Below are 18,116 nucleotides of genomic sequence, written 5' to 3'. Positions count from 1 at the left end.
ACCTTCACGCCGAGCTCGCGCGCTTTCGCTGTAACGCGTGCCTCACTGGCTGGGTGGGTCATGTTGCGGCGGCCCGGTGCCAGGCTTGCCGCATCCGCTATCATGGCGCTCGGCCTGAACGGCTGCGCATGGACGCTGATCTCGGCGGCCGACGCCACCGGTTCGGTGATTCAGGCGGGCTACGCGATCGCGGCGAACTATTCGTCGCCGACCTTCGTCAACGGCCGGCCAGCCGCCGTGCGTAGTGTTTGCATCGAGGTGAATCAGGCGGTGTCGGTCGGTGATTTTGTGCCGGCGCTGCAACATGCGCTCGAGCGTCGCGGCATTCGTTCGGATGTCTACAATCCGGGCACCTCGCCGGCCGGTTGCGAGGCGCGGCTCGTCTATAACGCCGCGATCGATTACGGCCGCCGCTCGTTCAGCGACGAATCGGTTCAGTACCTGTCGATCATCGATCTGACGCTGCTCCAGCACGGCCGTATTCTGGTCACCGCGCGTTACCAGACCGGCGGCCTCAACGCCGATCGCTTCTCCAGCGCGTCGACCAAACTCAACGGTTTGATCGACCGGATGGTGGTCGATCAGACCGCCCTCGGTCCGCAGCCGATGCAGACCATTCAAACTTCCCAGGCCAACTGAGCAGGCCACCTGAGCGGCCCGCTTGCTTTCTCTTACGCGGGAAAGGATTCGAAAGCGTTACGCGCTTTGCGCCGCTCGCGCGGATCACTAAGATGACCTGGATGAACCAATCCATTCTGGTCGTCGACGACGACCCCGTCGTACGCGAGCTCGTCAGCCAATATCTGCAAGGGCGCGGTTTCAAGGTTTCCGTGCTCGAACACGGTATGGCGTTGCAGCGAAAATTACAGGACGATCGTCCCGCGCTGGTCGTGCTAGACATCATGATGCCGGAGCTCGACGGCATCAGTGCGCTGCGCGCATTGCGCGTCGCCGGCGACGATATTCCCGTGATTCTGCTGACCGCGCGCGCCGACGTGATCGACCGAGTGATCGGTCTCGAACTCGGCGCCGACGATTATCTCGGCAAGCCGTTCGAACCGAGCGAGCTGGTCGCGCGAATTCGTACGGTGCTGCGCCGCCGTGGCGCGATTGCGCCGAGCGCGCCGGAGCATCGTGCGCCGTATCGCTTCGGCCGCTTCGAGGTGAACTTCCCGGCGCGCGAATTGCGCCGCGACGGCGAACGCATCACGCTGCGTTCCAGCGAATTCGCCATGCTCAAGGTGTTTGTCACCCACGCGATGACGGTGCTGACGCGCGCACAGTTGCTTGAGAAACTGCATGGCAATAGCGAGGTGCATCGCAATCGCAGCCTGGATGTGTCGATCTGGCGTTTGCGGCGGCTGATCGAAGTCGATCCGTCCGAGCCGCGCTACGTGCAAACCGTATGGGGACGTGGCTATGTGTTCGTGCCGGACGGCGAAATCGGCGCGGCGGAGCGCAGCGCGCCGCCGCTCGCTTAGCGCGTAAAACGAGGTGCGCCTCGCGCTCGAGGCGCCGACACGTCGATTCTAGAAAGTCAGCACGCTCAGAAACATTCGCTGCAGCCAGCCCATCGTCGTCGCGTCGGAGACCATCCCCACGCCGGCCTGCTCGATCCGTGCGTTCGCGACCTTGCTAGAAGCAACATAATTGCCTGCTTCGATATCCTTAGGATTGACGATACCGGACAGGCGCAGGCGGTCACGGTTGCCGCTCATCGCGATGACCTTCTCGCCCGATACCACCAGATTGCCCGTAGACATCGTGCCGATCACGGTGACCGCCAACGTGCCGGTCATGCCGCTGGCGTCGGTGAGACTGCCCTGCCCTTTGAACTCGGTGCTGGCCGAGCCGATGTTGAAGAGCCTCGCGAGCCGCGCGGCCGCGTTGGTCGAATGATCGGCGGCGTCTGCGGTAATGCTGCTCGAACGGTTCGCCGCCGCGGTCGAGCTATTGCTGTCGCTATACGACTCCGCGAGGCGGATCGTCAGCACATCGCCGATATGCTGCGCACGCGGCGTTTCATAAAGCAGCAGCGGGGTGCCAGCCTGATAGATCGCGCCCTGCGTGTTGACGTTCAGCGGCGTCGACGCGAGCGGCGGCGACATCGGCGTCTCGACGATCGAGTTCTGGTTGCTGCTCGCGCAAGCCGCGAGGCAAGCCGCCGCGCTTAACGCGACAGTGAGACGTAGCGCAGTCATGCGTGCTCCTTGGCCGGACCGGCCAGATTAAAAACGGACCTTGCGGCCCTCGTGCGGAAAGGTCACCAACGCGGTCACACGCGCGGTAGCCGAAGCGGCGCATCAACCCGCATCGGCGCCGCACGCCTCCCATTGCCGCACGACCGATTTCACCCACGCGTCGGAACCCTTCAGCAGATAGGTGAGCGTGCCGTTGCGGGTGCCGGGCAGAAAACACAACGTGATCGAACTCACGGCGTTTTCCCAGACATACATCGGCATCGCCCCGGACGACGACGCTTTTTGCGTAACCAGACGCGGCGCGCCGTAACGGTCGGCAAGCGCGTCGCGCAGGTCCTCGGCGGTGACCTCGTCGATCACGAAAGAAATCTCATACAGACGCAGCGCGCTCTGTCCTTCGACGCGAGCGAAGCGCAGCACATGCTCCTGCGCCGGCGCGCCGTCGACGACAGCTTGCGACACGGCCCAGCCTTCGTCGCCGCGATGCGCCCAGCGGCACGCGACCGTCAGACTCTCATGCGATTTCAGGCGCATGCCGAGCGCGCCCGCCTGCACATCCGTCTCGCAGACAGGCACGCTGCCGAGCGGCGTCGCCCGTACGGTCGAACCCGAACGGAATTCGTCGAGCGTGATGCCGAGCGCGATGCCGCGAAACGCAAACGGGGCGTCCTGCGACCGCTTGCGCGCATCGGCGGACGCACCCTTCGACGCCGCGCTGGCCGCCCCTTCGCGCGCCGCCGGCTGCGCCTGCGCGGCCAACGGGAACATTGCGCCGAGCAGCGCCAATGCACAGGCAATCCGTTTGAGTGTCATGATTCAGTCGATGGCGGATGAACACGCGTCGAACGGCGTGGCCGCCGCATGGCCGACCACCGGGACGATTTTCAGCGTCGCCGAGGCGAGCCGGCACGGCAGCGCGGCGACGCCGCAGCCGCTGAGCGGCAGCAGCGCCGCGCCGAGCGTCAACCACGTAGCGACACGTATGAAGCGGTCTAAAATTTTTGGGGTCGACACACGGGCCTCAGGGGTCAGGCGGTCGTGTTGACGTTATGTCCGACGAGCCCGGTAGGCACCGGCGGCAACGCCTGGGTGGCGGTGCCCTGTGCTTGCGGCGTCGCCGACGGGCTGCTCGGAGCCGCCGGCTTCTCCGCCGCCGGCGTGGGCGCCAGTGAAGAAAAACGGGTTGAACTGAGATTACTATGAACGGTCATCATGAGCCTCGCGTGGCGCTAGGTTTCGATTTCACGCCGCCTGTCGCGGGCCCAAGGCGTTAGGCTGTTTTCGACATGCGGCGCAACGTACTGCACGACGAATCATCTCGCCGCACGCGAGGTGGCGATGCACGAAGAAAAGCGCGCTTTTCGGCGGTTCTTACGAGCAGTTGCGATTCGTTGCCAGCCGTTTCGATTGCGCGCCAATTCTTTCATCGGAGGAATATCAGCGATGCGAAACGTCTTCAGCCCCGCTGGACGGGTTGCCGAATATGGCTACGTTGAAATATGCGGTGAGCCTTTGGCGGCGGGCCTCGCGCGAAAGGCGGAGCGCGCGGCGCGAGGCTCCGTAAGCATTGGTAAGAAAACAGTCGGCCGCGCGCCGTGCGCGCCAGTCTAGAATTTCGCCATGAATCCACAGGTCCTTATCGTCGACGACGACCCGGTCGTACGCGATCTGCTATGCAAATTTCTGCAATCGAACGGCTTCGACGCGTCGGTGCTGCACGACGGCACCCATTTGCAGCGCCGGCTCGAACGTGAACGGCCGTCGGTCGTCGTGCTCGACATCATGATGCCGAACACCGACGGCCTGCGCACGCTCACCGCGCTGCGCGCCGCCGGCGACGACATCCCGGTGATCTTCGTGACGGCGCGCGGCACGGTGGCCGATCGTATCGTCGGGCTCTCGCTGGGTGCGGACGATTATCTGACCAAGCCGTTCGATCCCCGCGAATTGCTCGCACGGATCCATACGGTGCTGCGCCGCCGCGGTCCCTCCACCACCAGTGCGCCCGAGGCCCGCAAGCCGTATCGCTTCGGTCCGTTCGAACTCGACTTCGCCACGCGTTCGCTCACGCGCGACGACTCGAAGCTCCCGCTGCGCGACAGCGAGTTCGCGCTGCTGAAAATCTTCGTCAACAATCCGTACAAGGTGCTGTCGCGCGTGCTGATTCACGATCTCGTGCATCGCGACAATCTCGCCTTTCGCGACCGCAGTCTCGACGTGCCGATCTGGCGCCTGCGCCGGGTGATCGAAGACGATCCGTCCAACCCCTGCTACGTGCAAACGGTGCGGGGCAAAGGCTACGTGTTCGTGCCCGACGCCGACGGCACGCCCTTCGCCGACGAGGTCGCCTCAACCGCATGAAAAACCCGCTGAACACGCTGTTCGGCAGAATGGCATTGCTGTCGACGGCGGTGTTGTTCGCGATTCAGGCGGGCTGGTTCGTGCTGGTGGTGATGCAGCCGCCGCGCCATGAAATCGACGGCTTCGCGCGCGGCATTCTGCTGGTGCTACAGGCGCTCAACGGCGAGCCGATCAAGGGCGCCGCGCTCGCGCCCGCGATGCGCGTGCACCTCGTGCCGACCTGGAACATGCCGGCGAGCGTCCATCTGCACACGCCGACCCGTCGTCCGCTGGTCGAACTGAGCCGGCATCTGCGCGAAAACTTGCCGCCCGGTACGCAGATTGCCGTCGATGATTTGCGCCCGCCTCAGTTGTGGGTACTCTTCCCCGGCAAATCGAACTGGGTAGTCGTGCCGGTCGACGTTCCGCCGCGCCCGCACTTTCTCGTCGAATCGGTATCGATGCTGCTGGCCGCGCTGATCCTGTCGCTGCTGGCGGTCTGGCAGATGCAACGGCCCTTGTCGCGCGTGGCTGAAGCCGCGCTTGAGTTCGGCTCCGGCGGACGGCCGGAACCCGTCACCGTGCAGGGCCCGCGCGAACTGCGCGAACTGATCGGTTCGTTCAACGACATGATGCGGCGCCTGAACGAAGCCGGCGACGACCAGGCGGTGATGCTGGCGGGCGTCGCGCACGATCTGAAAGCGCCGCTGACGCGGCTCAAATTGCGCGCGAGCGTGCTGGTCGCGGAAAGCGAGCGCGCGGGGCTGATTCGCGACGTCGACTCGCTGACCAACATCGTCCAGCAGTTTCTGGAATTCGCCGGTCAATCCGCCGACGCCGGGCCACCCGTTGAAGTCGACGCGTTTCTGCAAGAACAGTTTTCCGCCAGCGACAGCACCGAGACGCCGCTTTTCACGCTCGATCTGCAGGCCGGTTCGTCATTCAGGCTGCCGCGCACGCTGCTCGACCGGCTGGTGACGAATCTCGTCGACAACGCGCTCGAGCACGGTGCGCCACCCGTCGATATCGCGACTACGCGCAATGGCCGGCGCTGGGTCATTAGCGTGCGCGATCACGGCCCGGGTATTCCCGACGATCGCATCGCCGCGGCAATGAAACCATTCGTACGACTCGACGCCGCACGTGGCGGCGAAGGTCATTGCGGCCTTGGACTGGCGATTGTCGCGCGGCTCGCGCATGATCGCGGCGGCCGCTGTCATGTGCGCAATCATGCGCAAGGTGGCCTGGAAGTGCGGATCGAACTACCGGCTGGATTGGCAGAAACGTGAGAAGGATGCGCCGGCGCTTATGTAGCCACTTACGCGCCCTTACCGGATAGGTTTTCCTCGTGGCTGCGGCCTTATAGTCAGCCCCGGCAACCTCGATGCCGCCCTTCTCTGTCCGCCCTGTTTACTTCGGGCGGACTTTTTTTTCGCCTGCGCTTGCCGACAGGACGAATGCGCGGCGGCCGTCGCGATTCAGGCCACGAGGCGGTCGTGCAAGGTATCGATCGTCGCCTGAGACACCCCGAGGCCTTGCATCAGATAGCGCGCCATCGTGCCGTAGCTCGCCTGCACCTGATCGAACCCCGCCTGCAGGTAACTTTCCTGAACGCTGAACAAGGGCGCCTCGATCGCCGCCGCAGCGGCGCCGTCTTGCGATCGTAGCGTGTCGGTGCTCGCCTTGATCGACACGGCCGAATAGACGTTACTCAGCAAATAGTCTTGCATGATGACGTCGAGCGGCACATTGGCGATGCTGAGCAGCAAAGCCGCCACCCAGCCGGTGCGATCCTTCCCTGCATTCGAATGAAACAGCTGCGCGCCGGCCCCGTTGGCGAGCTGCGTGAGGAGCGTGCCGAAGCTGGCGCGCTGGGCGGCGCCGGTGACGAACGCACGCGCCTCGGCCTCCATGAATGCGACGGCGGCGGCGGCCGAATCGAGCGAGGGCACGACGAAGTCGCTCGTGCCGAGGACATTGATGGCTTGCAATGCCGCGCCGGCCGGCAGGATGTCGGCGGTGCGCGCGATTTCGCCGGGTGTGCGCAGATCGTAGACCGCGAGGATGCCGAGTTTGTTTACCGTGGCCTGGTCTGTTGCGCTGAGTGTTAGCAGGTTCGCGCGATAGAAGGCGCCACGGCGCATCTGTTTACCGTCGACGGTTGGGTAGCCTGCCGCAGCGCCTGCCACATCCCGGAAGTTGTTGACTGACGCCAGGCGCGGGGTTTCCGGCTGATCGGTGTCGAGGTTGCCGCCGCCGCAGGCGGAGAGCAGCGAGCTGCTCAGACTGGATAGCAGCAGGACACCCGCTGAGCCTTTCAGGAACGCGCGACGCGATGGGGATGCCCTTACCCGCAAGGGCGTGCTCGCGGGGCGGAGGTGTAGCGAGCAGGTTTTTCCAGTTGCGGGCATTGAGTGACGTAAAGGTGGTTTTTTGCAGCTTGGGCGCTGCCAGCGCAGTTTAACGGGGGGATATATTTTTTGGGTTACATCGTAGTAGTTGGTAAGGAACCTGGTTTGGTTTTTTGCCCTCCCCGGCGGGTTTGGTTGTGGCCCTTGTGGCATTGGCTCTTCTTTGATCTGTATGCCTATGGTGGTGGTTTTTTTCTGATTCTGTCTGCCTATGGCGGTGGTTTTTTCTCTACTTATTGGTTTATTAGCGTTCCCCCTGTGCGGGGGGCACCTACTTTTCTTTGCCGGCCGCAAAGAAAAGTAGGCAAAAGAAAGCGGCTCAAACCGCCAATTCTTAAACGGGTCCCCTGGCTTGGAGGAGGTAGTGGAGCATCTGGAATCGGTGTTCTCGCACACTCCGCGTTTGTGACAAGGCAGTCATTCTTCCCGCCTCGCACTGCGTGCTCGCCGGAGCGGTCTGCAAGGGAAACCAGTGGCTTCGTTTGCACGTGGTGGGAGCCATCGGCTTTGCCTCGGCGAGGCGCTGGTCTGTGATGGTGCGATCTACCACTTCGGTTAAAACGCCGGCATCTCGGTGAGGCGTTAGCTGCAAAGGCGAGCCACCGCGCCGGGCGAAACGCGAGTGTCAAACCCAGGGCGGTTTTGTGAAGTACCGCCACGGCGTGCGCAGCGCCGCCGGTTCAGGCTATCTGCAGTTGTTCCGCAGCGAGTACGACGTCGAACTCGCGCTGACGATTCTGCGCGACGCCGGTATCGGAAATGATTCCGCCCGGTCAGCCCGGCAAGTATCGCGGGACTTACCTCGGGAATGAAACGCAAAATAGCACGCCAAACACTCGGTGGACGTTAAAAAGCCGGGTCACCCTCTCAGGTGCCCGGCTTCGTTTTACCGCTTTGTCGTCTCCACCACTTCCTGCAAGCTGTGGCCGGCTTCCGTGCCCGCAGGCGTGAACCGGCCGGAGACTTTTAGCGCGGCAGTTCCGAGCCTCCCATCAGGAACGCATCGACCGTACGCGCACACTGGCGGCCTTCCCGAATCGCCCACACCACCAGCGACTGGCCGCGGCGCATATCGCCCGCTGTAAACACCTTATCCACCGACGTGTAATACGCCTTGTCGCCTTCGGTCGACGCACGCACGTTGCCGCGCGCATCCTTGTCGACGCCGAACGCTTCGAGCACCCGCGAGACCGGCTGCGTAAAGCCCATCGCGAGCAGCACCAGATCGGCCTTCATTTCGAATTCGGAGCCCGGCACTTCCTGCATCTTGCCGTCCTTCCATTCGACGCGCGCGGCGATCAGCTTCTCGACCTTGCCGTTCTTGCCTTCGAGGCGCTTGGTGGCCACCGACCAGTCGCGCGAGCAGCCTTCGTCATGCGACGACGAGGTGCGCAGTTTGATCGGCCAGTACGGCCACACGAGCGGCTTGTTCTCTTCTTCCGGCGGTTGCGGCAGCAGTTCGAATTGCGTGACGCTCTTCGCGCCATGACGGTTCGACGTACCGACGCAGTCCGAACCAGTATCGCCGCCGCCGATCACGACCACATGCTTGCCCTTCGCGAGCAGCTGGTTCGCAACCTTGTCGCCGGCATTGACCTTGTTCTGCTGCGGCAGGAATTCCATCGCGTAGTGGATGCCTTCGAGCTCACGGCCCGGCACCGGCAGATCGCGCGGCGTTTCCGAACCACCCGCGAGCACCACGGCGTCGAACTGTTCTTTCAGTTCGGCCGGCGTGATGGTTTCCTTCGCCGTGTTGGCGATATGCTCCGGCAGCGAATCCGGCTTGCCGATGAACACGTTGGCGCGGAACGTCACGCCTTCGGCTTCCATCTGACGCATGCGGCGATCGATCAGCCACTTTTCCAGCTTGAAGTCAGGAATTCCGTAACGCAGCAAGCCGCCGATCCGGTCGTTCTTTTCGAACACCGTCACATCGTGCCCCACGCGGGCGAGCTGCTGCGCGACGGCCAAACCGGCGGGGCCGGAACCGACCACCGCGACCTTCTTGCCGGTCTTGTGCTTCGGCGGCTGCGGTGCAACCCAACCTTCGGCCCACGCCTTGTCGATAATCGCGTGTTCGATCGACTTGATGCCGACCGGATCGTCGTTGATGCCGAGCGTGCACGCCGCCTCACACGGCGCCGGGCAGATGCGGCCCGTGAACTCAGGGAAATTGTTCGTGGAGTGCAGCACTTCGATCGCGTTCTTCCAGTCCTGATGGAACACCAGGTCGTTGAAGTCCGGGATGATGTTGTTCACCGGGCAGCCGTTGTTGCAGAACGGAATGCCGCAGTCCATGCAACGCGCGCCTTGAATCTTCGCTTCGTCGTCGGTCAGTGCCGCGACGAATTCCTTGTAGTGCTTCACACGCGTGAGCGGAGCTTCGTACGCCTCGTGGCGGCGCTCGTACTCGAGAAAACCGGTTGCCTTGCCCATGTGGTTCTCTTCTCTATCTGTATCAGGTGGGGTGATCTACACCCGCCGCGTGTCGAATCATCGAGAGGCGGCGGGTACGGCTAAATGTGACGTCTTCGGACGGAGCAGCGGATTGGCCAGTCAGGCGGCGAGGACTTCCTTGTTCGCCTTCTTCGCAGCCATCTCGCCCAGCGCGCGCTTGTATTCGGTCGGGAACACCTTCACGAATTGACGGCGCGACGCATCCCAGTTTTCGAGCAGCGCCTTTGCACGCGGCGAACCCGTAAACTGGAAGTGACGTTCGATGAGCCCCTTGAGCAGTGCTTCATCCGTTGCGCCGCTGTGCCACAAGCCCTTGTCGACCGTGCGTTCCTGTTCGGCCTGTTGCAAGACCGGATCGAGCGCGACCATCGACTTGTTGCACTTGCCGGCAAACGTGCTGTCCGGGTCGTACACGTAAGCGATGCCACCCGACATACCGGCCGCGAAGTTACGGCCCGTTTCGCCGAGCACGACGACGGTGCCGCCTGTCATGTATTCGCAGCCGTGGTCGCCTGTGCCTTCGACAATCGCCGTCGCACCCGAGTTACGCACGCAGAAACGCTCGCCTGCGACGCCGCGGAAGAATGCTTCGCCTTCGATCGCGCCGTACATCACCGTGTTGCCACAGATGATGTTTTCTTCCGACTTGCCGCGGAAATCGTTGGTCGGACGAATGATGATGCGGCCGCCCGACAAACCCTTGCCGACGTAGTCATTACCGTCGCCGACCAGATCCAGCGTGATGCCCTTCGCGAGGAACGCGCCGAAGCTCTGACCCGCGGTGCCCTTCAACTGGATGTGAATCGTGTCGTCGGGCAGGCCGTCGTGGCCGTACTTCTTCGCGATCGTGCCGGACAGCATCGCGCCGACCGTACGGTTCACGTTGCGCACCGGCTGGATGAACGAGACGTGCTCGCCCTTCTCGATCGCGGCCTTCGCCTTCTCGATCAGCGTGTGATCGAGCGCCTTCTCAAGACCGTGGTCCTGCGCGTCGACGTGCTTGCGTGCAACCTCAGCCGGCACTTGCGGCAGATAGAACACGCGCGAGAAGTCGAGACCCTTTGCCTTCCAGTGCTCGATGCCCTTCTTCATGTCGAGCAGTTCGGCGTGGCCGATCAGGTCGTCGAACTTGCGGATGCCCAGTTGCGCCATGATTTCGCGCGCTTCTTCCGCAACGAAGAAGAAGAAGTTGACGACGTGTTCCGGCTGGCCTTGGAACTTCGCACGCAGCACCGGATCTTGCGTCGCGACGCCGACCGGGCAGGTGTTCAGGTGGCACTTGCGCATCATGATGCAGCCTTCGACGACGAGCGGCGCCGTCGCGAAGCCGAACTCGTCCGCGCCGAGCAGCGCGCCGATCACGACGTCGCGGCCGGTCTTCATCTGACCGTCGGCCTGCACGCGGATACGGCCGCGCAGCTGGTTCAGCACGAGTGTTTGCTGCGTTTCGGCCAGACCCAGTTCCCACGGCGTGCCCGCATGCTTGACCGACGACAGCGGCGAAGCGCCCGTGCCGCCGTCATGGCCCGCGATCACGACGTGATCGGCCTTCGCTTTCGCGACACCCGCGGCCACCGTACCGACGCCCGATTCCGACACCAGCTTGACCGACACGCTGGCCGCCGAGTTGGCGTTCTTCAGGTCGTGAATCAGCTGCGCCAGATCTTCGATCGAGTAGATGTCATGGTGCGGCGGCGGCGAAATCAGGCCGACGCCCGGCACCGAGTAACGCAGCTTGCCGATGTACTCGGACACCTTGTGGCCCGGCAACTGACCGCCTTCGCCCGGCTTCGCGCCTTGCGCCATCTTGATCTGGATCTGATCGGCCGATGCAAGGTATTCCGCCGTCACGCCAAAACGGCCCGACGCCACCTGCTTGATCTTCGAGCGCAGCGAATCGCCTTCCTTCAGCGGAATGTCGACGATCACTTCATCGCCGATCACGGACTTCATCGTGTCGCCGTTCTTGATCGGAATGCCGCGCAGTTCGTTGCGGTAACGGTTTTCGTCCTCGCCGCCTTCGCCGGTGTTCGACTTGCCGCCGATGCGGTTCATCGCGACCGCCAGCGTGGCGTGCGCTTCCGTGCTGATCGAACCGAGCGACATCGCGCCGGTGGCGAAACGCTTGACGATTTCCTTCGCCGATTCGACTTCGTCGAGGGCGATCGCCTTCGACGGGTCGAACTTGAACTCGAACAGGCCGCGGAACGTCATGTGGCGCTTGGTCTGATCGTTGATCAGATGCGCGTATTCCTTGTACGTCTGATACGAGTTGCTGCGCGCCGAGTGTTGCAGCTTGGCGATCGCATCCGGCGTCCACATGTGTTCTTCGCCGCGCACGCGGTAGGCGTACTCGCCGCCCGCGTCGAGCATGTTCGCGAGCACCGGGTTGTCACCGAACGCGTCGCGGTGCAGACGGATCGCTTCTTCCGCGACGTCGAACAGGCCGATCCCGCCGACCTTCGACGAGGTACCGTTGAAGTACTTCGCGACCAGATCTTCCGCGAGACCGACAGCTTCGAAAATCTGCGCGCCGGTGTACGACATGTAGGTCGAAATGCCCATCTTCGACATGACCTTCTGCAGGCCCTTGCCGACTGCCTTGGTGAAGTTGTAGACCGCCTTTTCCGCCGACAGGTCGCCCTTCAGGCCGGCGGCGAGCTGGCCGAGCGTTTCCATCGCGAGGTAGGGGTGCACGGCTTCCGCGCCATAACCCGCGAGCAACGCGAAATGGTGCGTCTCACGCGCCGAGCCGGTTTCGACGACCAGACCCGCGCTCGTGCGCAGACCGTGCTGCACGAGGTGCGTGTGGATCGCGGCAGTGGCGAGCAATGCCGGAATCGCGACGTTGTCGCGGTCGGTCTTGCGGTCCGACACGATCAGCATGTTGTAGCCGGACTTCACCGCGTCGACGGCTTCCGCGCACAGCGACGCGAGACGCGCTTCGATGCCTTCCTTACCCCAGGCCACCGGATAGCAGATGTTCAGTTCATACGAACTGAACTTGCCGCCCGTGTACTGATCGATCGCGCGGATCTTCGCGATGTCCTTGAAGTCGAGCACCGGCTGCGACACTTCGAGACGCATCGGCGGGTTGATGTTGTTCGTGTCCAGCAGGTTCGGCTTCGGACCGACGAACGACACCAGCGACATCACCATGTTTTCACGGATCGGGTCGATCGGCGGGTTCGTCACCTGGGCGAACAGCTGCTTGAAGTAGTGATAGAGCGTCTTGTTCTTATTGGACATGACCGCCAAAGGCGAGTCGTTGCCCATCGATCCGACGGCTTCTTCGCCGGCTTGCGCCATTGGCGCCATCAGGAACTTGAGGTCTTCCTGCGTGTAGCCGAATGCCTGCTGGCGATCCAGCAAAGCAGCGGCTTCGCGGCGCTCCGTCACGACGTCTTCGGCCTTCGGCTCGATTTCGTCGAGCTTGATCCGGACCGCGTCGATCCAGCTCTTGTACGGCTTGGCGTTCGCGAGGTTGTCCTTGAGTTCCTTGTCGTCGATGATGCGGCCGTGTTCCATGTCGATCAGGAACATCTTGCCCGGCTGCAGACGCCACTTCTTGACGATCTTCGATTCGGGGATAGGCAGCGTGCCCGCCTCCGACGCCATGATCACGAGGTCGTCGTCGGTGACGATGTAACGCGCCGGACGCAGGCCGTTACGATCGAGCGTCGCGCCGATCTGACGACCGTCGGTAAAGGCGATCGCGGCGGGGCCGTCCCACGGCTCCATCATCGCGGCGTGGTATTCGTAGAACGCGCGGCGGTTGTCGTCCATCAGCGTGTGCTGTTCCCAGGCCTCCGGGATCATCATCATCATTGCGTGGACGAGCGGATAACCGGCCATCACCAGCAGTTCGAGACAGTTGTCGAACGAGGCGGTGTCCGATTGGCCCGGATAGATCAGCGGCCAAAGCTTCGGGAGGTCGTCGCCGAGCACGTGCGACGCGATTGCGCCGGTACGCGCGTTCAGCCAGTTGACGTTGCCCTTCACCGTGTTGATTTCGCCGTTGTGGGCGATCATCCGGTACGGGTGAGCCAGTTCCCACGCCGGGAACGTGTTGGTCGAGAAGCGTTGGTGCACCAGCGCCAGCGCCGAGACGGTGCGTTCGTCCTGCAGGTCACGGTAGTACACGCCGACCTGGCCGGCCAGCAGCAGCCCCTTGTAGACCACCGTGCGCGCTGACATCGACGGCACGAAGTATTCCTTGCCGTGCTTGAGCTTGAGCGCCTGGATGCGGTGGCTCGCGGTCTTGCGGATCACGTACAGCTTCCGCTCGAGCGCGTCGGTCACCATGATGTCCTTGCCGCGGCCGATGAAGATCTGGCGGATCAGCGGCTCGCTCGCCTTCACGGTGGGCGAAATCGGCATGGTGTGGTCGACCGGCACGTCGCGCCAGCCCAGCACGACCTGGCCTTCGGCCTTCACCGTACGTTCCAGTTCCTGTTCGCATGCGAGACGCGATGCGTGTTCCTTCGGCAGGAAGACCATGCCGACGCCGTACTCGCCGTTCGGCGGCAGAACGACGCCTTGCCTGGCCATTTCCTCACGATAGAAACCGTCCGGAATCTGGATCAGGATGCCCGCGCCGTCGCCCATCAGCGGATCGGCGCCGACGGCGCCCCGGTGGTCGAGGTTCTCGAGAATCTTCAGGCCTTGCTGAATGATCTCGTGGCTTTTCTTGCCCTTGATGTGAGCGACGAAGCCGACGCCGCAGGCGTCGTGCTCGTTTTGCGGGTCGTACAGACCTTGCGCGGCGGGAACCGGGTGAGTCGGTTGCTGGTGGTCGTTCATGGGGACACCGTCTGTGAGGGGCCGGACAGGCCGTTAAACCGTTTTTCTATTGCCGCAGTTCGCACCGCAACCACGACGGCGGCTCAGTACGCTCGATGCTACGCGTACCAAAAAGCGCCGGAATTCGGAATATACGCGACGAATCAATGGAATAGCAAACAAAACCTGATGGTACGACCCCTATTATCAAGTTGGTGCATTGCGGCTAATTTTTATTGGTTCCATATCAAAACGGTGCAAAGAAAACGGCATCCGAAGATGCCGTTCCGCGCGGAGCCCTTTGATCCGAAACGCTTTATTGCGTCTGCGGCGTCTCGCGCACTTTGCGCGGCCGCCCGCGCGGCAGTGGCGACACCCGCCGGTTCGCCGCTCGCGCCGCCCACTCCCGATACGTCTCGCTGCCCAAAACCCAGCCTTTCAAAGTGGCCTGCTGAAGCTGGCTGGCCTCGCGCTCGTCGAGCGGCTGCTCGCACAACTCGCGGTACGCGCGTTGCCGCTCGAACGGCGTGTTGCCGAGCGACCAGTACAACGGATGATCGGTAATGAGGCTGTCGAGCGTGAGGCCAATGTGATGGCGGTAGCTCGACCAGCGGTAGTCCTCCGACGCGCTCACGAGCTGCGTGCGCACCGGACACATCTCGACTACCCGGCTCGCCAGCAGGAAGTAGCGCTCGCCCTCGATCACCGTTGCGCGATAGCGGCCCTCCCACAGCGTGCCGCGGCGCGCATAGCGCCGGTTGAAGTGGGCAACGTAGCGGCGCCCCACCGCCTGCATCGCTTTCGGCAGACTCGACTCCTCGGTCGGCGTGACGAGCAATTGCACAGCGCCCGGCATCAACGCATACGCGTGGATCGACAAATGGTGGTCGCGCGAAGCCGCTTTCAAACAGTCGATGAAGAGCTCGTAGTCCTGGTCGTCGACAAATGCGGGCTGCTGGTCGAGTCCACGGAGGATGACGTGCTGCGGCTGGTCAGGGACATAGAGACGTGCAAGCCGTGCCATGCTGAAGTATCCAATAGTCGCGTTGGTATATACCCGAAGGTCTGAAAAGCCGCATGGGCGCTGGGTTCGGCGCGGTGCGGCTTAGCCAGAAACCGCCCGGCGCTTAGGGAGAAAGCTCTAACTGCCGCGTATGGTTTGTTTCAAACGTTGTGGTCATAATGAGCGGGCCTTTTTTGGAGGAGCACATATGAAATTAAAACAGGCCATAACAGGGATCGCGGCGCTCGCCTGCATGACGGCAGTTCACGCGCAATCGGCCGGCAGTTTTTACGCTACGACGGGGTGGTTCCATTTCGCCCCACAAGACAGTAGCGATCCGTTGAAGGAAACAAGCGTCGGCGGGACACCCGTCAACATCTCGGTACCCGGCACGGGCGCTGGCATCGACAGCTCCGACACCATCGGCTTAAGCCTAGGCTACTTTGTCACCGATCACATCGCCGCGGAAGCTGAAATTGGCATTCCGCCGAAATTCAACCTGCTAGGCAAAGGCACCTTCGAGCAATTCGGTACGCTCGGCTCCGCGAGGCAATGGAGTCCTGCTCTCCTGTTCAAATACTACTTCAACGACGCCACCGCGGCGTTCCGACCATATGCCGGCCTCGGCGTCACGTACGTCTGGTTCACGGACGCGCAGATCACCAACACTGCGTTTGAACAAGGCGTACTGCATGGTCCGACCTCGGTATCGACGGATCGTTCCTGGGCACCGGTGTTTAATCTCGGTTTCAACTATGCGTTCAACAAACACTGGTTCGCAGGGTTCTCCGTCTCATACATACCGCTCAGCGTAACCGCGACACTGACCTCGAACGCGTCGACTCCGGTCGGCAACCTGACCGTGACGTCTGAGGCAAAAATCAGACTCAACCCGATCGTTACTTTCGCGAAGATAGGTTACGTCTTCTAGGGAGGCAGGCTGTGCCTGCATGGATCGAACCGTCGCGAACAGTCCGCACCTCGGCCAAACGCCGTCACACATGTGACGGCGTTTTTGATTCTATGCCTCTGTCACCTATTGTGGTAATTGCCGCGTGCATTGTAATTTTGACCGCCGATCGACCTTTCCAGTGCAATTTCTGCCGCCAGAAACCGCCGACACGTGTGCGATGATCTCGCTGGAACACTGCGCAGCTTTGGCATCGAAGTTGCGTGACGCCGTGTTTCCCGCATGAGTACGCGGAGACTTTTCTCACCCTCATCGACGGAGCGACCATGACAGCACTTCCGAATACACGAGACGCCCTCGGCGAATCCTGGACCGCCACCAGCCGCCGTGCGCGGCGTATCGCTCGCCATAGCCGCCACGCGGCTGAAGACATCGCCGGCGAATTGCGCACGCTGATGTCGGAACTCGAAGACACGCTGGCCGACGGCACGCATGCCGACGCCGTAGCGCTACGCAGCAAATTTCGCAAGCGGCTCGAGGTTGCGCGCGCCCGATTGAACGACACCCGCGAGGCCATGCGCCAACGCGCCGAAGTGGCGATCTCGGACGCCGATGAGTATGTGCGCGAAAATCCGTGGCAGGCGATTGCAGTCGTCGGCGGCATCGCGCTGATCGCGAGCGCGCTGCTCGCGTCGCGGCTGCGTTAAACGGCACGCCTGGCCGCCGCCCCGGTGGCGGCAGTTCACTAAGGGTATGCGCACCGGCGCCGCATCCCGGCGCCGATGCTCGGTCGTGCCGACCGATCAGTTGTCGTCGATCACGAACAGCCGCTGGTATTCCTTCACCGCATATCGATCCGTCATGCCCGCAATGTAGTGGGCAATCAAGCGCGACTGCAATGATGCGTCCGGAGACTGATAGCTGGGCGGCAACAGCCGCGGATCTTCCGTGAACGCGCTGAACAGGCCGACCACCACGCGGCGCGCCTTATTCGCCATACGCATCACCCGGTAGTGGCGATACAGGTTCTTGAACAGAAAGCGCTTGAGCGTCGCGGCCTGCGAAGCGATCGCTTCGCTATGCGCGACGAGCGGCGGAGCGGCCCGCACTGCGTCGAGCGTTGCCGGCGCATGCCGGACCAGATTGAGGGTGGTTGTATCGATCAGGTCGACGATCAGCGTATTGATGATGCGGCGCACCGTCTCGTGAATCAGCCGCCGCCCTTCGATCTGCGGAAAATCGCCGCGCGCCGCCTCGTAGTGCGTCTGCCATAACTCCACTTCGGCAAGCTGCTCCACCGTGAGCAAGCCTGAACGCAAACCGTCGTCGACATCGTGATTGTTGTATGCGATCTCGTCGGCGACGTTCGCGATCTGTGCTTCGATCGACGGCTGCCGTCCTTCGAGAAAACGTTCGCCGAGCGCGCCGAGCCGCCGGGCGTTCTCGCGCGAGCAATGCTTGAGAATGCCTTCGCGTGTTTCGAAGCAGAGGTTCAGCCCATTGAACGCGCCGTAGTGCTCCTCGAGATCGTCGACCACCGCAAGGCTTTGCAGGTTATGTTCAAAGCCGCCGTGTTCGCGCATACATTCGTTGAGCGCATCCTGGCCGGCATGGCCGAATGGCGTATGGCCGAGATCGTGCGCGAGCGAAATGGCCTCGACGAGGTCTTCATTGACCCGCAGATTGCGTGCAACCGAACGCGCGATCTGCGCGACTTCGAGACTGTGCGTGAGGCGTGTCCGAAACAGGTCGCCCTCGTGATTCACGAACACCTGGGTTTTGTACTCGAGGCGGCGGAATGCCGTCGAGTGGACGATGCGGTCGCGATCGCGCTGGAATTCGGTGCGCGCGCTAGGCGCGGCTTCGGGATAGCGGCGGCCGCGCGACTGCGCGGAATGCGCCGCATACGGTGCGAGATGCGCTTCGAGTGCTTCGGGCGAAGGCACGCCGATCGCCGCCGCGCCTCCCGGGTGATTCTCTACATCGTCGCTGCGCCTGTCAGTCACCGGTTT

Annotated in this window: 15 protein-coding genes; 6 read left to right on the top strand and 9 right to left on the bottom strand. The window is 62.8% G+C overall.

Annotated features, from left to right (window positions below; all coding sequences use genetic code 11):
• The first annotated feature begins 60 nt into the window (after positions 1-60).
• Positions 61-639, top strand: coding sequence for a hypothetical protein (locus WN982_RS01880; protein WP_341315694.1), 579 nt, complete (start codon positions 61-63; stop codon positions 637-639).
• Positions 640-740: 101 nt separating this feature from the next.
• Positions 741-1,481 carry a response regulator gene (locus WN982_RS01875; RefSeq protein WP_341314127.1) on the top strand — a complete coding sequence of 247 codons (741 nt, stop codon included), beginning with the start codon at positions 741-743 and terminating at the stop codon, positions 1,479-1,481.
• A 48-nt stretch (positions 1,482-1,529) separates the two neighbouring features.
• Here the strand turns inward: WN982_RS01875 and WN982_RS01870 are convergent, their stop codons facing one another.
• The 4 genes from WN982_RS01870 to WN982_RS01855 all read right to left on the bottom strand — a co-directional run bounded on the left by WN982_RS01870 (position 1,530) and on the right by WN982_RS01855 (position 3,415).
• Entirely contained in the window at positions 1,530-2,201 is a 672-nt protein-coding gene (locus WN982_RS01870; protein ID WP_341314126.1) for a flagellar basal body L-ring protein FlgH, read from the bottom strand.
• Positions 2,202-2,303: 102 nt separating this feature from the next.
• The gene (locus WN982_RS01865) at positions 2,304-3,014 is read right to left on the bottom strand and encodes a hypothetical protein (protein WP_341314125.1); all 711 of its coding nucleotides are present in this window, start codon (positions 3,012-3,014) and stop codon (positions 2,304-2,306) included.
• 3 nt (positions 3,015-3,017) lie between these two features.
• On the bottom strand, positions 3,018-3,185 hold the full coding sequence (locus tag WN982_RS01860; RefSeq protein ID WP_341315693.1) for a DUF6726 family protein: 168 nt from the start codon (positions 3,183-3,185) through the stop codon (positions 3,018-3,020).
• A gap of 44 nt (positions 3,186-3,229) precedes the next feature.
• Positions 3,230-3,415: a hypothetical protein gene (locus WN982_RS01855; protein WP_341314124.1), complete on the bottom strand. Its 186-nt coding sequence runs from the start codon at positions 3,413-3,415 to the stop codon at positions 3,230-3,232.
• A gap of 406 nt (positions 3,416-3,821) precedes the next feature.
• Here WN982_RS01855 and WN982_RS01850 point away from each other — a divergent pair, with 406 nt between their 5' ends.
• Together WN982_RS01850 and WN982_RS01845 are read left to right on the top strand one after the other, a co-directional pair.
• A complete protein-coding gene (locus WN982_RS01850) occupies positions 3,822-4,562 on the top strand; it encodes a response regulator (RefSeq protein ID WP_341314123.1) in 741 nt (246 codons plus the stop codon).
• Entirely contained in the window at positions 4,559-5,830 is a 1,272-nt protein-coding gene (locus tag WN982_RS01845; RefSeq protein ID WP_341314122.1) for an ATP-binding protein, read from the top strand. The genes WN982_RS01850 and WN982_RS01845 overlap by 4 nt, the downstream gene beginning before the upstream one ends.
• 189 nt (positions 5,831-6,019) lie before the next feature.
• On the opposite strand, the gene WN982_RS01840 is transcribed toward WN982_RS01845, so the two are convergent.
• The 4 genes from WN982_RS01840 to WN982_RS01825 all read right to left on the bottom strand — a co-directional run bounded on the left by WN982_RS01840 (position 6,020) and on the right by WN982_RS01825 (position 15,215).
• Positions 6,020-6,952, bottom strand: coding sequence for a tyrosine-protein phosphatase (locus tag WN982_RS01840; protein WP_341315692.1), 933 nt, complete (start codon positions 6,950-6,952; stop codon positions 6,020-6,022).
• A gap of 966 nt (positions 6,953-7,918) precedes the next feature.
• Positions 7,919-9,388, bottom strand: a complete 1,470-nt coding sequence (locus WN982_RS01835; protein WP_341314121.1) for a glutamate synthase subunit beta — start codon at positions 9,386-9,388, stop codon at positions 7,919-7,921.
• A 120-nt stretch (positions 9,389-9,508) separates the two neighbouring features.
• The gene (locus tag WN982_RS01830; RefSeq protein ID WP_341314120.1) at positions 9,509-14,212 is read right to left on the bottom strand and encodes a glutamate synthase-related protein; all 4,704 of its coding nucleotides are present in this window, start codon (positions 14,210-14,212) and stop codon (positions 9,509-9,511) included.
• 295 nt (positions 14,213-14,507) lie between these two features.
• On the bottom strand, positions 14,508-15,215 hold the full coding sequence (locus tag WN982_RS01825) for a transposase (protein ID WP_341314119.1): 708 nt from the start codon (positions 15,213-15,215) through the stop codon (positions 14,508-14,510).
• Between the two features lie 187 nt (positions 15,216-15,402).
• Here WN982_RS01825 and WN982_RS01820 point away from each other — a divergent pair, with 187 nt between their 5' ends.
• Positions 15,403-16,125 carry an OmpW family outer membrane protein gene (locus WN982_RS01820; protein ID WP_341315691.1) on the top strand — a complete coding sequence of 241 codons (723 nt, stop codon included), beginning with the start codon at positions 15,403-15,405 and terminating at the stop codon, positions 16,123-16,125.
• Between the two features lie 305 nt (positions 16,126-16,430).
• Complete coding sequence (locus WN982_RS01815; RefSeq protein ID WP_341314118.1) at positions 16,431-16,811, top strand: DUF883 family protein; 381 nt, start codon at positions 16,431-16,433, stop codon at positions 16,809-16,811.
• A gap of 96 nt (positions 16,812-16,907) precedes the next feature.
• Here the strand turns inward: WN982_RS01815 and WN982_RS01810 are convergent, their stop codons facing one another.
• Entirely contained in the window at positions 16,908-18,110 is a 1,203-nt protein-coding gene (locus WN982_RS01810; RefSeq protein WP_341314117.1) for a deoxyguanosinetriphosphate triphosphohydrolase, read from the bottom strand.
• Positions 18,111-18,116: the final 6 nt, after the last annotated feature.

The organism is Paraburkholderia sp. IMGN_8 (assembly GCF_038050405.1).
In the GTDB taxonomy this organism is placed as follows: domain Bacteria; phylum Pseudomonadota; class Gammaproteobacteria; order Burkholderiales; family Burkholderiaceae; genus Paraburkholderia.
Note: the sequence above shows the minus strand (reverse complement) of the source record. Positions and strands in the feature narration are given on the sequence as shown.

Coding starts and splice junctions, on each gene's coding strand:
- WN982_RS01855 (WP_341314124.1), bottom strand. CDS start 3,415: ATGATGACCGTTCATAGTAATCTCAGTTCAACCCGTTTTTCTTCACTG.
- WN982_RS01835 (WP_341314121.1), bottom strand. CDS start 9,388: ATGGGCAAGGCAACCGGTTTTCTCGAGTACGAGCGCCGCCACGAGGCG.
- WN982_RS01850 (WP_341314123.1), top strand. CDS start 3,822: ATGAATCCACAGGTCCTTATCGTCGACGACGACCCGGTCGTACGCGAT.
- WN982_RS01875 (WP_341314127.1), top strand. CDS start 741: ATGAACCAATCCATTCTGGTCGTCGACGACGACCCCGTCGTACGCGAG.
- WN982_RS01865 (WP_341314125.1), bottom strand. CDS start 3,014: ATGACACTCAAACGGATTGCCTGTGCATTGGCGCTGCTCGGCGCAATG.
- WN982_RS01845 (WP_341314122.1), top strand. CDS start 4,559: ATGAAAAACCCGCTGAACACGCTGTTCGGCAGAATGGCATTGCTGTCG.
- WN982_RS01840 (WP_341315692.1), bottom strand. CDS start 6,952: ATGCCCGCAACTGGAAAAACCTGCTCGCTACACCTCCGCCCCGCGAGC.
- WN982_RS01870 (WP_341314126.1), bottom strand. CDS start 2,201: ATGACTGCGCTACGTCTCACTGTCGCGTTAAGCGCGGCGGCTTGCCTC.
- WN982_RS01880 (WP_341315694.1), top strand. CDS start 61: ATGTTGCGGCGGCCCGGTGCCAGGCTTGCCGCATCCGCTATCATGGCG.
- WN982_RS01825 (WP_341314119.1), bottom strand. CDS start 15,215: ATGGCACGGCTTGCACGTCTCTATGTCCCTGACCAGCCGCAGCACGTC.
- WN982_RS01815 (WP_341314118.1), top strand. CDS start 16,431: ATGACAGCACTTCCGAATACACGAGACGCCCTCGGCGAATCCTGGACC.
- WN982_RS01820 (WP_341315691.1), top strand. CDS start 15,403: ATGAAATTAAAACAGGCCATAACAGGGATCGCGGCGCTCGCCTGCATG.
- WN982_RS01830 (WP_341314120.1), bottom strand. CDS start 14,212: ATGAACGACCACCAGCAACCGACTCACCCGGTTCCCGCCGCGCAAGGT.